At 67.8% G+C, this 15,085-nt stretch carries 13 protein-coding genes; 4 read left to right on the top strand and 9 right to left on the bottom strand.

Going from position 1 to position 15,085, the window contains the following annotated elements:
* Positions 1–41 precede the first annotated feature (41 nt).
* The gene (gene ahcY / locus JOD62_RS02390; protein ID WP_204937734.1) at positions 42–1,490 is read left to right on the top strand and encodes an adenosylhomocysteinase; all 1,449 of its coding nucleotides are present in this window, start codon (positions 42–44) and stop codon (positions 1,488–1,490) included.
* A 167-nt stretch (positions 1,491–1,657) separates the two neighbouring features.
* Positions 1,658–3,721, top strand: coding sequence for a choice-of-anchor A family protein (locus JOD62_RS02385; RefSeq protein WP_204937733.1), 2,064 nt, complete (start codon positions 1,658–1,660; stop codon positions 3,719–3,721).
* Between the two features lie 80 nt (positions 3,722–3,801).
* On the opposite strand, the gene JOD62_RS02380 is transcribed toward JOD62_RS02385, so the two are convergent.
* On the bottom strand, positions 3,802–4,611 hold the full coding sequence (locus JOD62_RS02380; protein ID WP_204937732.1) for an RDD family protein: 810 nt from the start codon (positions 4,609–4,611) through the stop codon (positions 3,802–3,804).
* Positions 4,612–4,724: 113 nt separating this feature from the next.
* Between JOD62_RS02380 and JOD62_RS02375 the strand changes: the two genes are divergently transcribed.
* On the top strand, positions 4,725–5,219 hold the full coding sequence (locus JOD62_RS02375; protein WP_204937731.1) for a DUF5680 domain-containing protein: 495 nt from the start codon (positions 4,725–4,727) through the stop codon (positions 5,217–5,219).
* A gap of 117 nt (positions 5,220–5,336) precedes the next feature.
* On the top strand, positions 5,337–6,329 hold the full coding sequence (locus JOD62_RS02370; protein WP_204937730.1) for a stage II sporulation protein M: 993 nt from the start codon (positions 5,337–5,339) through the stop codon (positions 6,327–6,329).
* 57 nt (positions 6,330–6,386) lie between these two features.
* Here the strand turns inward: JOD62_RS02370 and aqpZ are convergent, their stop codons facing one another.
* The 8 genes from aqpZ to JOD62_RS02330 all read right to left on the bottom strand — a co-directional run bounded on the left by aqpZ (position 6,387) and on the right by JOD62_RS02330 (position 14,901).
* A complete protein-coding gene (gene aqpZ / locus JOD62_RS02365) occupies positions 6,387–7,151 on the bottom strand; it encodes an aquaporin Z (protein ID WP_204937729.1) in 765 nt (254 codons plus the stop codon).
* Positions 7,152–7,340: 189 nt separating this feature from the next.
* Positions 7,341–8,837, bottom strand: coding sequence for a catalase (locus tag JOD62_RS02360; RefSeq protein ID WP_204937728.1), 1,497 nt, complete (start codon positions 8,835–8,837; stop codon positions 7,341–7,343).
* Positions 8,830–9,276, bottom strand: coding sequence for a Fur family transcriptional regulator (locus tag JOD62_RS02355; protein WP_204937727.1), 447 nt, complete (start codon positions 9,274–9,276; stop codon positions 8,830–8,832). The genes JOD62_RS02360 and JOD62_RS02355 overlap by 8 nt, the downstream gene beginning before the upstream one ends.
* A 75-nt stretch (positions 9,277–9,351) precedes the next feature.
* Positions 9,352–10,659: a DUF58 domain-containing protein gene (locus JOD62_RS02350; RefSeq protein WP_204937726.1), complete on the bottom strand. Its 1,308-nt coding sequence runs from the start codon at positions 10,657–10,659 to the stop codon at positions 9,352–9,354.
* Positions 10,660–11,583 carry an AAA family ATPase gene (locus JOD62_RS02345; RefSeq protein WP_204940020.1) on the bottom strand — a complete coding sequence of 308 codons (924 nt, stop codon included), beginning with the start codon at positions 11,581–11,583 and terminating at the stop codon, positions 10,660–10,662.
* Positions 11,584–11,663: 80 nt separating this feature from the next.
* Complete coding sequence (locus JOD62_RS02340) at positions 11,664–12,851, bottom strand: DUF4350 domain-containing protein (protein ID WP_271171592.1); 1,188 nt, start codon at positions 12,849–12,851, stop codon at positions 11,664–11,666.
* Positions 12,848–13,486, bottom strand: a complete 639-nt coding sequence (locus tag JOD62_RS02335; RefSeq protein ID WP_204937725.1) for a DUF4129 domain-containing protein — start codon at positions 13,484–13,486, stop codon at positions 12,848–12,850. Before JOD62_RS02335 ends, JOD62_RS02340 begins: the two co-directional genes overlap by 4 nt.
* On the bottom strand, positions 13,486–14,901 hold the full coding sequence (locus JOD62_RS02330) for a hypothetical protein (RefSeq protein ID WP_204937724.1): 1,416 nt from the start codon (positions 14,899–14,901) through the stop codon (positions 13,486–13,488). Before JOD62_RS02330 ends, JOD62_RS02335 begins: the two co-directional genes overlap by 1 nt.
* Between the last annotated feature and the right edge of the window lie 184 nt (positions 14,902–15,085).

Here is a 15,085-nt window from a genome sequence, read left to right as displayed (position 1 = left end):
ACGCGGCCAACCGCCGCGACCGGACCTGGGACAATACGACCATGTCCACGACTTTCGACTACGCCGTCGCCGATCTCTCCCTCGCAGAAGCCGGACGCCACCAGCTGCGGCTGGCAGAGAACGAGATGCCTGGGCTGATGGCATTGCGCGCCGAGTTCGCGGCCGAGCAGCCCCTCAAGGGCGCGCGCATCGCGGGCTCCCTGCACATGACGGTGCAGACGGCGGTTCTCATCGAGACCCTCGTGGCGCTGGGCGCTGAGGTGCGCTGGGCGAGCTGCAACATCTTCTCGACCCAGGACGAAGCCGCCGCGGCTGTCGTGGTTGGTCCGAACGGCACCGTCGATGCGCCCGCGGGTGTTCCCGTGTTCGCCTGGAAGGGCGAGACGCTCGCTGAGTACTGGCAGTGCACCGAGCGCATCTTCGACTGGTCATCCACCGGACACGACGGACCCAACCTGATTCTCGATGATGGCGGCGACGCGACACTTCTCGTGCACAAGGGCGTCGAGTTCGAAGCCGCGGGCGCTGTTCCGGAGGCTGCGGAGGCCGACGCGCATGAGTACCGCATCATCCTCGAGACTCTGCGGGCCTCGCTGGCGAGCGACGCGCAGCGCTGGACCCGAGTGGCGGCGGGCATCCTGGGCGTGACCGAGGAGACCACGACGGGTGTGCACCGGCTCTATGAACTCGCCGCGGCCGAGACTCTTCTGTTCCCTGCGATCAACGTGAACGACTCTGTCACGAAGAGCAAGTTCGACAACAAGTACGGCATCCGCCACTCCCTGCCTGACGGTCTCAACCGTGCCACTGACGTGCTCATAGGCGGAAAGGTCGCTTTCGTGTGCGGCTACGGCGACGTCGGCAAGGGGGCCGCCGAAGCGCTGCGCGGCCAGGGCGCACGCGTGATCGTCAGCGAAGTGGATCCGATCTGCGCCCTGCAGGCCGCGATGGACGGCTTCCAGGTGACGCGCCTGGAAGACGTCATCGACCAGGTCGACATCGTCGTCACGGGCACCGGCAACAAGAACGTCGTCACGACGCAGCACATCCTCGGTCTCAAGCACCTCGCGATCGTCGCGAACGTCGGTCATTTCGACAACGAGATCGACATGGCGGGGCTGGAGTCGCTGAAGGGCGCCGCGGCGATCGAGATCAAACCGCAGGTGCATGAGTGGCGTCTGCCCACGGGGCGCAGCGTGCTCGTCCTCAGCGAGGGACGCCTCATGAACCTCGGAAACGCCACGGGGCACCCCTCCTTCGTCATGAGCGCGTCGTTCACCAACCAGGTGCTCGCGCAACTTGAGCTCTACACCAAGATCGACGAGTACCCGGTCGGCGTCTACGTGCTGCCGAAGGCGCTCGACGAGAAGGTCGCCCGCCTGCATCTTGATGCCCTCGGGGTTCAGCTGACTCGACTCAGCACCGAGCAGGCGGCATACATCGGTGTGCCTGTCGACGGTCCCTACAAGCTGGAGCACTACCGCTACTGAGCGAAAAAGCGCGGCTCGCGTATTTTGTTTAGCGTCTAGCTCAAATTCCCGATATCCTGATATCGCATCGCGTTGGGGAAGCGGGCTCTGAGGGGCGCCCGCAGGTGGGGGACATCTGCCCTATCGATTCGTGGTGTGCCCGAATTCTTAGAACAAGATAGGACAACATGCGTCTGCGTCAACACATCGCAGCTCTCGCAGGGGTCTTGCTGGTCGGAAGCAGCCTTGTGCTGCCTGCGACCGCTGCCGCCGCTGCGCCGCTGCCCGCCGCGCCCATCGCTCCCGCGAGCTTCAAAGCCTGTGAGGCGGTTTCCGGTGTCGGAAACGTCTCGTCCGCGGGAACGTCCAAGCCCCAGCCCATCGACGAGAACGTCGCGGTATACGTGGGCGGAAACTTCACGCGCACGGCCGGCGCAGAGCTTGAAGGCCAGCTTGTCGTCAACGGCGATGCGCTGCTCGACGGCAATGCGCTGTTCAACATGGGCTGGGTTGGCGTCGGATCGGGTGTGCTTCCCGTCTCCGGCACCGACCTCGTGCGTGTCGGTGGCGATTTCACGATCAACGGCACGTCGCGTGCGGAGATCAGCTCGAAGGCGGCTGACGACGCGCTCCTCCCCGGAAACGTGAAGGTCGGCGGGCTGATCGAGACCGAGGCGAAGCTCGTCCTCGGCGGCGGCGGCACGGTCGAAGAGTCACTGGGCCGGGCCGCGGCGCTGGGCTCGAACTTCGCGAACTGGCCGAACAATGACTTCGCGGTGCTGAGCGACTTCACGACACGCAACCTCACCGGCACCCCCGGCACGTACAAGACCGAGTCGTGGGGTCGACTGGAGCTTCGCGGAACCGCTGGCGCCGATCGTCACCTGTTCTCCATCCCTGCCGCAGACCTGTCTGCGCGTGCGTTCACGCTGCACCTCTTCGACATCGACCCGACGGACATCGTTGTGATCGAGGTCACGGGCACGACGCCTGCGATCGTCAACGTGCAGGGCCTCTACAACGGCGAGGCGGCGATCCCGATGGGCGATGTCGCTTTCGGTCAGATCGCGTCGCGCACGCTCTGGGCGTTCCCGGAGTCGACCCGCGTGGAGATCGCCGGAGCCCAGGTGCCGGGATCCATCGTCGTTCCGCGTTCCGACTCGCACACGTACCACAAGGCGAACGGAACGAACGGTCGCGTCTGGGTGGCGGGCCACCTTACCCAGGACAACGGCAACGGCAGCGAGTTCCACTCGTTCCCCTTCCTCGGTGACGCGGACTCGACCTGCGGCACGCCGATGATCGCCCCCGTGCCCGGCGGCAGCACCGTTGTTCCGGTTCTGCCGACGGTTGTGGAGTCGGTGTGCACGGCGGGTGTCGCGTCGACGCCGTCGGTGACGTTGCCTGCGGATTCGGCTGATGTCACGTATGTGAAGTCGGGTGCGGAGGTTGCTGGTGGCACGGTCACGGTTGTGGCGACGGCTGAGGGTACGAATGAGTTCGATGCGTCGGTGACGGGGTGGACGATCTCGGGTGATCGTAAGACGGCGACGCGTGTGATCACGCTGGTGGACCCGGGCTGTGTGATTCTGCCGGTCGCGGTGACGCCGGTCACTCCGACCATCGAGAACGTCTGCGTCGCAGGCGGGACCAGCACCCCGACGGTCGTGTTCGACATCTCCACGGGAGTCACCTACGAGATCACCGCGGGGTCGGTTGTTCCCGGCACCACAGTGACGGTGACCGCGACGGCAGTGCCCGGCTACGTGCTGGACCCGGCTGCCGGTTGGACCGTCGCGCCGGACAACTTCACTGCGACCATGCAGATGGAGATCCCCGCGGCGCTGGAGTGTGCTCCGGTGACGGTCGACCCGGGCATCACGCAGGCGACCTGCGCTGCGGGCGCCACGCTGACGCTGCCGACGACGCCGGGCATCGTGTACACCTCGTCGAACGCCTCACCGGCAGCTGGCGAGACGGTCACGATCACGGCGACTCCTGAGGCCGGCTACGCGCTGACCTCCGGTGACGGGTGGACGCTCCACACGGACGGCACGGCAACGAAGCAGTTCACGCTGACGAAGCCGACCTGTGGCACGGGCGCGGGGGGCACGCCGGGTGCGGGTGACCTCGCCACGACCGGCGGCACGCCCGTTCCGGGCTGGGTGGTCGGTGGTGGTCTCGCAGCCGTCATCGCGGGTGCGGTGCTCCTGTTCGTGCGCCGACGCGCACTGGGCAGCACAGACGCCTAAGGCAGAGTGACACCGAACGGGTGTCGGGTGTGCGGAAACGCCACCCGGCGCCCGTTCGTCGTTCCTGCCCTGGGGTGCCGCTATAGGCGTACGCGACGCCGTGTGAGGTGCTCAACACGATCATCCGCGATCGCCAGGGAACGAGACTCGCGTTCGCGACGCACGATCGTCGCGGCGATCAGAATCGCCTCGGGGTGCGCGGCGGGCAGCGGGGAGATGTACGCGGATGCTTCGCTGACGAGTTCGCGCGCGACGCCCTCACGTGCCGCGGGAGTCAGCCGTGAGGCCGTCTGCAGGAACTGCGAAACGCGACGGGCGAGGCGATCCGGCATCCGCGCCACGTCCGCGATCTGAGCCCACTCGGCAAGCTCTGCGGGCATGACGGGGTGGCTCACGGGCAGCGCGGGCGTGCGCACGCGTTGCGCGTAGGTGCCGGCGACGAGATCGCCGAGTCTCTGCGAACGGGGCGAGAAGGCGCCCGTGAGCAGTGCGACGGCACCGAACGTCATGTAGATCTCGAGGACGCCGACGAGAGCGCGGATGAATGCGTGGCGGAAACCTGTCGCGCCGCCGTCGACACGGACGATGCGACCACCGACGGCGAGCTTTCCGAGGCTCCGGCCGCGGGTTGCCACCTCGATCGTGCACGGGAGGACGACGAAGGAGAACACCGCCGCGAGGATCACAAGGATCCGGTCGAGCGCCGGGTCGCCGCCCGTGAAGCCCATCGTCCAGAGCCGGATCAGGACGAACAGCACCATCACGACGACGGACAGTGCGACGTCGATTGCTGCGCCCAGCGCGCGGAGGAAGAAGCCGACGGGCTGGATATCGATGGCGACCGCTTCTCCGGAGAGAACCTCGTCTTCGGCAGGCTGCGTCACGGACATGTGTCCAGTAAATCAGGTCGCGACCTCGGACTGTCTTCCTCGGAGGAGGCCGGAGTGCTCGTCGGTCGGTCGGGCTGACGCCGGTGTCGGAGGTGGCCTGTACCGTTCTGCGAGTGCAGAACACGGAGAAGGAACACCTGGCCGCCCTCGAAGCCTTTATCGTCCGGGCAAAGGCGGCCTCCTATGTGGGCGGGGGCGCAAAAGCCGAATCGACGCGAGCGGGGTCTCATGACGTTACCTACGCCGAGCCGGGGTGGGAGTATCGCGACTCCTACTTCGGTGGAACCGACTTCGTCGGACAGGAGGTGGTCTGGCACGTTGTGGGAGACATTCGAACCCCGGTATGGGCGATGAACTACTACGGCAGGGTCCTTCGCGACGACCTCTTCGACGCCGCGACGGGCGGCCGAGTCATCCAGGAGGCTCTGTCCGCGCTGTATCGCGAGGGCCGCTTCCTGGGCGGTTTCCGCTGGCAGGACGGCGACGAGCACCTCTACGAAGACACGTCCACAGGAGACCACCGCATGTTCACCGGACGAGAGCGCATCGTCAAGGACGATACCGAGGTGTACACACTCGACTATCACGGTGGCCTCATTCGCGAGTAGCGCGCGGTCTGAGCGGCGTTTCGACCGCCAGGGCGGAGGACGAAGTGCGGGTTCATCCGAGGAAGCCGAGATCGGGGCAGGCGCCCCGCGATCACGCGACCGCGTACAGTGAATCGGGTGGATGCTGATGCCCTGGCCGACTCTCGCCGTGCAGAGTGGGAACGCCTTGATGAGCTCACTCGTGCGCGCCTCGACGGGGAAGGGGTCGACGAGCTGATCACGCGGTACCGCGCAGCATCCGCCGACCTCGCCGATCTCAAGACCTCCGTCGGCACCTCGCCCCAGAGCGCTTACGTGTCGACGATTCTCGCGCGGGCGCGGCTGCGTCTGACCGGAGCCACCGACAACGTCCTCACCCAGATCGCGCGCTTCTTCAGCGACCAGCTGCCGGCGGCGCTCTACCGGGTGCGCTGGACGACCCTCGCGGTCGCGGTCGTCTTCGTCGCGATCGTCGTGGTCGTCGGGGCGTGGATATCCGCGGACCCGGCGCTGGTGGCCAGCCTCGGCCCCGCCGACCTGCTGCAGCAGTACGCCGACGAGTCGTTCACCGGCTACTACACCGAGAACCCTGCCGCGGTCTTCGCAGGGATGGTCTGGACGAACAACGCCTGGATCGCCGCTCAGTGCGTGATCTTCGGGGTCACCGGAATCTGGCCGATCTTCGCCATCGTGCAGAACGCGATGAATCTTGCGACCGCCGTGGCGATCATGGCTGCGCATGAGCGGCTCGACATCATGATCCTCTACCTGCTGCCGCACGGCCTGCTCGAACTGACCTGCATCTTCGTCGCTGCTGCAGCGGGGTTGCACGTCTTCTGGGCCTGGGTCGCACCGGGCGCTCGCACGCGCGCGGCCGCTCTGGCCGCCACGGGCCGGTCGCTCGGCACGATCGCGATCGGGCTCATCTTCGCCCTGGCACTGGCCGGTCTCATCGAGGGGTTCGTCACCGGATGGTCGCTGCCCTGGCCGGTCAAGATCGGCATCGGCGTGGCAGCGCTCGGCATCTTCCTCATCTACATGCTCGTCGTCGGAGGGCGTGCCGCACGTCGCGGCGAAAGCGGCGACCTGACGGAGTACGAGGCCGGAACCGCCACTCTCGTCGCAGGCTGAACATCGAAAAGAGGGGCCGACGCCTGAGCGCCGACCCCTCTTCGCAGGCGGATGTGTTTACAGCTGCTTCGGCTGCTTCGCCGTCGCATCGAACAGCGCCTTGTACGCGAAGCCGGCGATCATCGCGCCGACGACCGGGAACACGAGGAACACCCACAGCTGCGACAGTGGCCCGACGCCACCGTAGATGGCCGCCGCGATCGAGCGGGCAGGGTTCACCGAGGTGTTGTCCACCGGAATGGAGATGAGGTGGATGAGGGTCAGCGTGAGACCGATCGCCAGACCCGCGAACGGGGTGCCGCGCTTGGCGTGCGTGGTGCCGAGAATCACGAACAGGAAGAACGCAGTGAGGATGATCTCCACCGTGATCGCGGCGAACATGCCGAACCCGCCGGGGGAGTGCTCGCCCCAGCCGTTGCTCGCGAAGCCCGCGTCCTGAGCGCCGCTCAGCCAGCCATCGGGGCCGAAGGTGCCGATGAGCACGAGCGCGGTGCTGGCGACGACACCACCGATCACCTGAGCGATGATGTACGGCCCGACATCGCGCCAGCTGATGCGACCGGCTGCGGCTGCGCCGAGCGTGACGGCGGGGTTGAAGTGCCCACCGGAAATGGGGCCGAACGCGTAGGCACCGACGACCACGGTGAGACCGAAGGCGAGTGCGACGGCCACATACACGGCCGAGTTCGCACCCGGATCGGTGAAGTGGTTCGAGGCGAAGAGGGCTGTACCCACGCCGCCGAACACGAGCAGGAAGGTGCCGAATGCTTCGGCGGCGATCTTCGCCCCGAGAGTGGGCACAGCGGACGGTGAATCACTCATGGCTGGTCCTTTCAGAAGGCGGGGCCCGGTGGCCCGGCGTTCCACATGATCCCGCTCCTCAGCGAACTCCCAGGGAGGCGCGCCGAAACAGAAATCGAGCAGCTGTCGACGAACGTGATCGGCGCGGGGCCTTGGAACACGACGAAGGGGTCGGATGCCGCAGCATCCGACCCCTTCGCACGGCGGGTGTTACTCGCCGACGCCGACCGGCTCAGCCTGGCCGAGGGGCGCTCCCGCGAGCTCGCGCAGCGTGGCGCCGAGGTTCGCGTCGACCTGGCCCCAGTACCAGAAGAAGCGCTCCTGGATGGCGGGGACAGTCAGCCCGTTGTACTGGCCGACGAGGGTCTCGACGAAGCGTGCACGCTGCTCGTCGGTGAAGACCTCGCGGTAGAGGATTCCGGCCTGGCCGAAGTCGCTGTCATCGGCGCGCAGGGTCGCGGCGGCGCGCACGAGCTCGCCGTCCGACTCCCAGCTCGCCTCGACACCGCGTGCCGGGTCTGCCTCGGGTCCGCCGGCAGCGCCGTAGGAGTTCGGGGTGTAGACGCGGTGATCCGCCGGGTTGAAGTGGTACTGCATCTGGCCTTCGTGCATGTAGTTGCTCACGGAGGCGGCGTGCGGCTGGTTGACCGGCAGCTGGTTGTAGTTCGCGCCGATGCGGTAGCGCTGTGCGTCCGGGTACGAGAACACGCGAGCCATGAGCATCTTGTCCGGCGAGATGCCCGTGCCGGGAACCTGGTTGCCGGGGGAGAACGCGGCCTGCTCGATCTGCGCGAAGAAGTTCTCCGGGTTGCGGTTCAGCGTGAAGGTTCCGACCTTGATGCGCGGGTAGTCCGCCTTCGGCCACGTCTTGGTGAGGTCGAAGGGGTTGTAACGGTAGGTCTTGGCATCTTCGTACGGCATGACCTGCACGTAGACGTCCCACGAGGGGAAGTCGCCTGCGGCGATCGATTCGAAGAGGTCGCGACGGTAGTAGTCGGCGTCGGCACCGGCGATGCGCTCGGCTTCGTCGGCGAACATCGGCTCGACACCCTGCTGGGACAGGAAGTGGTACTTCACCCAGAAGCGCTCACCGGCCTCGTTGACCCACTGGTAGGTGTGCGAGCCGTAGCCGTTGACGTGGCGCCAGCTGCGCGAGATGCCGCGGTCGCCCATGAGGTAGGTGACCTGGTGCGCGGACTCGGGCGAGAGCGTCCAGAAGTCCCACTGCATGTCTGCGTTGCGCAGGCCCGAGGCGCCGAGGCGCTTCTGGGAGTGGATGAAGTCCGGGAACTTGATGCCGTCGCGGATGAAGAAGGTCGGAGTGTTGTTGCCGACGATGTCGAGGTTTCCCTCGGTCGTGTAGAAGCGCAGTGAGAAGCCGCGCACGTCACGCCAGGTGTCGGGGGAGCCCTGCTCGCCGGCGACGGACGAGAAGCGCAGGAGGGTCTCGCTCTTGGCGCCGGGCTGGAACACAGCCGCGCGGGTGTACTTCGAGACGTCTTCTGTGACGACGAACTCACCGAACGCGCCGCCACCCTTGGCGTGCGGGTTGCGCTCCGGAACGCGCTCACGGTTGAACGAGGCGAGCTTCTCGACCAGGTAGCGGTCGTGGAGTGCGGTGATGCCGTCGTTTCCGACGGTCAGGGAGTGTGCGTCACTGGCGACCGGGGTGCCGGTCTGTGTCGTGGTTGCTGGCTTGTCAGACAAGTTCGCGTTTCCTTTCGCATTGTGGGCAGAGTGCTCGGTAGGTCACGGCGGCTTCGAGCAGGCGCATGCCGTGATCGTGGGAAGGTGCAAGGCAGGGGGCGGCGCCGACCGCGCAGGCCACGTCTTCGACGCGGCCGCAGTCGACGCACTGCATGTGATGGTGGTTGTCGTCGTGGTGCTGGATCTCGTAGAGAGCGCTGCTGACGTCGGGAAGGCTGACGCGGCGCACGATTCCTGCGGCGGTGAGGTCATTGACGATGCCATGGATCGTGGGCAACGCGATACCGGGAAGAGCGGCCTTGGCGTGTTCGAAGAGAGCGTCCGCGGACGCGTGCGGATTCTCGTGGAGGATGTTCAGGACGGCGATTCGCTGTGCTGTGACACGCAGACCCGCATGGCGCAGGCTCGCTGCGGCGTCGTGCGGGGTGTGAACGGTCATGCCTACAGTCTAGCTAAATCTGAATGATTAGTAAAAGCGAATCATTCATGAATAGACGGTGACGTGGGGGTATCGCTACAGGCGGCCCGCCGCCTTCAGATCTAGATAGCGGTCAGCGATGCGCGGGGGCAGATCCTCCGGGTCCGCGGCGATCGGCTCCCCGCCGGCACGCCGGATGGCATCGGCGACGTCTGCGGCGTCCCGCAGCGTACGCTCCGCCGCGGCCGCGAGGTAGATCTCATCGCGGCTGTCCCTGTTGCGGGCCAGCGCCGCGATGTCGAGATCGGTCACGGACCCGACGAGCATCGTCATAGCGCGCGACGACTCGGGCAGCGCCCCGAGGAAACTGCGGGCGCTCTCCGGAGCATCCTGGGCGGTGAGGACGACAAGCAGCGAGGGGCGCGTCGTGACCGTGCGCACGGCGGCGAAGGCCGCGCCCCAGTCGGTGTCGATCAGGCGCGCGTGCACGGTCGCCATCGCATCCGACATCGCGGGAAGAAGCCCCGCCCCATCGACCCCGGTGACGCGGGCTCGCACGACCCGGTCGACGAGCAGCAGATGCACGTGATCTCCTGCGCGGGTCGCCAGCGCTCCCAAAAGGAGAGCCGCTTCGAACGCCGCATCGAGTCGGGTGCCGTCTCCGACGCGTGCGGCAGCTGTGCGCCCCGTGTCGATCACGATCACGACGTGGCGGTCCCGCTCCGGGCGCCAGGTGCGCAGCATCGTCGTGCCCGCCCGTGCGGTTGCGCGCCAGTCAATCGAGCGCACGTCGTCGCCGCGCACGTACTCTCGCAGCGAGTCGAACTCCGTGCCCTGCCCGCGCACCTGCACGCTCGTGTTGCCGTCGAGTTCCCGTAGACGCGCGAGTCGCGAGGGCAGATGGCGCCGTGAGGTGAAAGGCGGAAGGACACGGATGCTGCCGCGCACGGCGTGCTCGGCCTGACGGCCGGCCAGCCCCAGAGGTCCCCGCGCACGCACCGCGACGAAGGCGCTCTCCAACTCGCCACGTCGGCGCGGGATGAGCCCGGTCTGCACACGGCGGCGCTCTCCTGCGGGCAGGTCAAGCACGGCACGGGCGGTCTGAGCGCCGGCGGTTGGCTGCCATGCGTCCCGCACATGACCGTGCAGGTGTCGCCGACCGAGGTTCTGCACCACGACATCCGCGGCCGTCGGTTCTCCCAGACGCACGCGCGAAGGTGTGCTGCGCGTGATGTGCACGCTGCGAGGGTCGGCCGCCAACAGCACATCCAGGCCGACCAGCAGCAGGCACAGGAGGAGCCAGGCGCCCATGCTCCACCATGCCGGAACCCCCGCGGAGCTGAGGAGCACCACGGGGATCACGCCCGCCGCGATCGCAAGGGAGAGTCGGCCGGTGACGAACACTTAGATCGGCACCCGGGTCTGCTGCACGACGGACGAGAGGACCGCATCCGCGGACACGCCCTCCATCTCGGCATCCGGACGCAGCTGCAGGCGGTGGCGCCACACCGGCATCAGCATCGTCTGCACATGGTCGGGGGTGACGGCGCTCGAGCCGTTGAGCCAGGCCCATGCCTTCGCCGCAGCGAGAAGACCGGTCGAGGCACGGGGGCTCGCGCCCAGCTGCACCGAGGGTGACTGGCGCGTGGCGCGGGCGAGATCGACGACGTAGCCGAGCACATCATCGGTCACCTCGACGCGATCCGCGGCCTCCTGCGCGGCGCGGATCTCGTCGAGCGTGACGACGGACTCGAGGTCGGTGAGCTGTCGCGGGGAGAATCCGTCGGCGTGTCGACGCAGCACGGCGACTTCGGCGTCGCGTTCAGGCATGCCGACGACGAGCTTCATGAGGAACCGGTCGAGCTGCGCCTCCGGCAGCGAGTACGTGCCCTCGTGCTCGATCGGGTTCTGTGTCGCGGCGACGAGGAACGGATCCGGCAGCGGACGACTCTCGCCGTCAGAGGAGATCTGACGCTCTTCCATCGCCTCCAGCAGTGCGGCCTGGGTCTTCGGGGGTGTGCGGTTGATCTCATCGGCCAGCAGGATGTGTGTGAACACCGGGCCAGGGCGGAAATCGAACTCGCCGGAGCGCGCATCGTAGACGAGCGAGCCCGTCACATCGCCCGGCATCAGGTCGGGCGTGAACTGCACGCGCTTGGTGTCCAGTCCCAGCGCACGTGCGAAGGAGCGCACGACGAGGGTCTTCGCGACGCCGGGCACGCCCTCGAGCAGCACGTGGCCGCGCGCCAGCATCGACACGAGCAGACCCGTCACGGTGCCGGACTGACCCACGACGGCCTTCTCGACCTCGGTGCGTACGCGGTGCATCGCGGCGCGCAGCGCGAGGTCGGCGTCGGGGAGCGGGGCCGACTCCGCGGGAGCGGCGGTTCCGGGATCGAGCGATTCGGTCACGGGGTGTTCCTTTCGGTGCGGACCGCGTCATCGACAGCAGCCTCAAGGGCGGAGAGGTGACGAGCAAAGGGGACGAGAGCAGCGTCTGTCGTGGGCAGGGGAGAGGTGAGGATGTCGCGGATGCTGCCTCGTGCGACACCGAGGCGGTCTGCGACGGCATCCGCGATCGCGTCGACCGGCGTCTGCGGGGACAGTCCCGTCCGTGTGGCGAGGCGGCGCAGCGTGCCGTCGCGCACGGCTTCGGCGGCATGCCGGGCATCGGCCGCCTTCGCCGTGAGGCGCGCACGGCCCAGCATCGTCTCGGAGGCGCGCACCATGACCGGCAGCGATTCCACGACGAGCGGGCCGAATCGGCGCCCACGCCAGATCCCTGCGGCGACTCCTGCCAGCAGCAGAAGCAGGATCGCAGGGGTCACCCATTGTGGGGTGAGCGAGCCGAGCGTGTCGACGTCGGCGGTGTCGGCGAGATCGGTATCGGTGTAGGAAGGGACGTACCAGACGACATGCGGTTGCTGTCCGAGCAGCGCGAGGCCGAGAGCAGCGTTGCCGTCGGTCGCGAGGTGCTCGTTCGTGAACAAGCGTGAGCCGTCGATGATCGCGCGACGCCGGTCGTCGGCCTCCGAGACGAGAAGGCCTGCGCCTTCGCCCTCGGTGAAGCATGCGGTGACACCCGGATTCGGGGTGAAGAGCCGGCCCGGCGCGACATCACCGACCCGGTCCAGTTCCGGCAGACGGCAGGAGGGGCTCTGGGGCCGGGTGCCGGAGGCATCCGCATCCGATCCGAGGTCCAGCAGGCGCAGCATCCGCGAGCTGCCGGTCAGCACCACGACCGAGGTCGCCTCCTCGAGCAGTGCTTCGACGGCACCATCGGACAGAGCGGGCGGATCCGCCAGGACGAGAGTGCTCTGATCGTCGAGGGCGCGCGCGGCGGCGAAGCGATCCCGTTCGATCGTCACCGTGATGCCCTGCTGGCGCATGAGCTCCGCAAGTGCGAGCGTGCCGTTGTACCCGCGTCCCTCCGGGTCGAACCCGTCTCGCTGCGGCGCTTGCACCGCGAGCTGGAGTCCGACCAGGGACACCCCGAGGACGAGCACGGCGATGACCACCCAGCCTGCAGCGCGGCGCAGGCGTCCTGGCTGTCTCGTCGCGGTGCTCGCGAGCGCGGGAGGATCGGTCAGGGTCACGTGTGCACCAACTCGGGCCGTGTGGCGCGCAGGCGCTCGTCGGTGTCCGCGATCGCGCGGTAGCGGTCGGCCGTTCCGGGGTGACGCAGGTAACGCACATCGTCGAAGGACGCGGCAGCGGACTGCAGGGCGGCGTGCTCGACCGGAAAGACGGCGGATGCTTCGCGCGCGAGAGTCTGCGCGGTGGCCCCGGGCGCCGGGGTGAGCAGGTCACGTTCGACGAGGCCGCGAGCGATCGCCCGGTAGCGCAGCACGATGGCCGCATCCCAGTCACCGCCGCGTGCCTGGCGTTCCGCCTCCGTGCGCAGCTGGGCGGCGGTGCGGGTGTCGGTGCTGCCGAGGAGATCTGCGGTCTCGCCGGCGCGCGCGAAGCTGCGACGCGGGCGGCCCCAGACGATCAGCGCCACGATCAGGCCGATGACGACGAGTGCAGCGACCATGATCGCCGCGAGCGGACCCAGCGCGTTTCCTCCGTCGCCGGAGAAGAGATCCGCGAAGAACTGTGCGATCGCTCGCGACATCTCATCGAAGAAGGTCGGACGAGCCTCGGCGTACTGCGGCTTGGCGAGTTCGTTCTCTGCCCACTCCCGCGCTTCGTCGCCGTCCGGAATGAGAGGTGCGTCGAGTCGCTGCATCATCCTCGATCGCCACCGGGCGCCGCCCAGGGACTGTCACCGGGCGCTGCCCACGGGCTGTCGGTCGGCGGCACAGGGGTCGCCGGAGGCTGTGGCGCCGGAGGCGGAGGAACGGCAGGGCCAGCAGGCGGCGGGGGCGGTGCGGCGTGCGACGGCACGGGCGCCGGCGGAGCCGCATACCCCTGTGGCGTGCCGTAGCCCTGTGGTGTGGCGTACTGCTGCGGCGCCCCGTACTGCGGGGGAGCACCGTACGGCGGTTGCGCCCCGGGCGCTGGTGCTGCATAGACGGGCGCGCCGTATCCGACGGGCGGCACGACAGCCGGTCGCGGCTCGGGAGCGATGCGGCCGACAGCGCGCGCGGGGTCGAGCGCGAACGGGGCGGGAAGGGCATCTGCGGGGGTGCCGGCCTGACGACGCTCGACGTACGAGAGGAGCGTCTGGTCGAGGCCCTCGTACCGCATCCGCGCGTCGATGTAGACGAGAGCGGCGCCGGTGGTCTGCACGACCGCGGAGATCGCCTGGATGACGAGGATGAGGACCTGCGGGAGCAGGATCGACAGTGCGAACGCCGTCATCTGGCTGGCATCCAGGTCGCCGGTCGGGCTGATGACACCGATGAAGAGCGTGGAGATCATTCCCGTCGGCACACTCACCACCTGCGCGGCGATGCCCATGATCAGGCCGATGACGAACGCGACGCCGAACGTGAACCAGAAACGGCGGCGAGTGAGGCGCCACGAACGCACGAGCGCCTGTCGCAGCGTCGCGCCCTCCATGACAAGCGCGGATGGCACGAGCAGCAGCTTCGTGTTGAGCCAGACGATCAGCGGCACCAGCGCGATCACGGCGAGGAAGAAGATGAGCACCATCAGGCCGATCGCCGCCTCCGCGTTCTGCCCGCCGAGGGTGAGCAGACCACCGAACGCGACGAACGCGAACACGATCATGATGACGAGCATCGCCGCCATGCTGAGAAAGGCGAAGCCCATCAGACGCCAGAACACGGGACGCACCCGCCGCCAGAGCTCCTTCATCGTGGGCTTGTCACCGACGGCCGCGCTGGCGATGTCCGCGGCGACAATGCCCTGCACGAGTGCGGTGAAGGCGATCGAACCGAGGCTGATCCCGATTCCGGCCAGGACTCCGAGACCGACGGATCCTGCCAGGATGCTCTCGAACTGTGGAGACCCGGGCCGGACTGTCTCGAGGCGGCCGACGCTCGAAAACACGACGACCGTCATGATCGCCGTGCTCGCCAGCAGCACCACGAGCTGCATCACGATCGCGAATCCGAACAGCACCTTGGGGTTGTGGCGGAGTGCCGCGAACGAGCGTCCGATGACTGTGCCGAAGGTCATCGGATGCAGGGGGATGAGCCCCGGTCGTGGTGCCGGTGTCCAGGTCTGTCCGCTCACAGTGCTCCTTAGCGGGTCGCGTCCGTCCATCGTGTCATATCGCCCCTGCTGGCAGGGAAGTACCAACCGACAGGCGCAGGAATGTCTCTCCGCGACGGGACGGCGGGTGTGAAGTACGCTGGGGAATACCGCGGGGCGTGGTACTGGTGCGCCCGCGCGCAAAGCGAGAAAGATGGGCTCCGCA

Origin of the sequence: Microbacterium keratanolyticum, assembly GCF_016907255.1 — a bacterium.
Taxonomy (GTDB): domain Bacteria; phylum Actinomycetota; class Actinomycetes; order Actinomycetales; family Microbacteriaceae; genus Microbacterium; species Microbacterium keratanolyticum.
The sequence above is the reverse complement of the archived record's forward strand: the minus strand, read 5'-3'. Positions and strand labels throughout refer to the sequence as shown.

What these genes read in the sequence shown, in the direction of transcription:
- JOD62_RS02380 (WP_204937732.1), bottom strand. Translation starts at nt 4,611, where the DNA reads ATGTCCGTGACGCAGCCTGCCGAAGACGAGGTTCTCTCCGGAGAAGCG.
- JOD62_RS02345 (WP_204940020.1), bottom strand. Translation starts at nt 11,583, where the DNA reads ATGCACCGCGTACGCACCGAGGTCGAGAAGGCCGTCGTGGGTCAGTCC.
- aqpZ (WP_204937729.1), bottom strand. Translation starts at nt 7,151, where the DNA reads ATGAGTGATTCACCGTCCGCTGTGCCCACTCTCGGGGCGAAGATCGCC.
- JOD62_RS02385 (WP_204937733.1), top strand. Translation starts at nt 1,658, where the DNA reads ATGCGTCTGCGTCAACACATCGCAGCTCTCGCAGGGGTCTTGCTGGTC.
- JOD62_RS02355 (WP_204937727.1), bottom strand. Translation starts at nt 9,276, where the DNA reads ATGACCGTTCACACCCCGCACGACGCCGCAGCGAGCCTGCGCCATGCG.
- JOD62_RS02335 (WP_204937725.1), bottom strand. Translation starts at nt 13,486, where the DNA reads ATGCAGCGACTCGACGCACCTCTCATTCCGGACGGCGACGAAGCGCGG.
- ahcY (WP_204937734.1), top strand. Translation starts at nt 42, where the DNA reads ATGTCCACGACTTTCGACTACGCCGTCGCCGATCTCTCCCTCGCAGAA.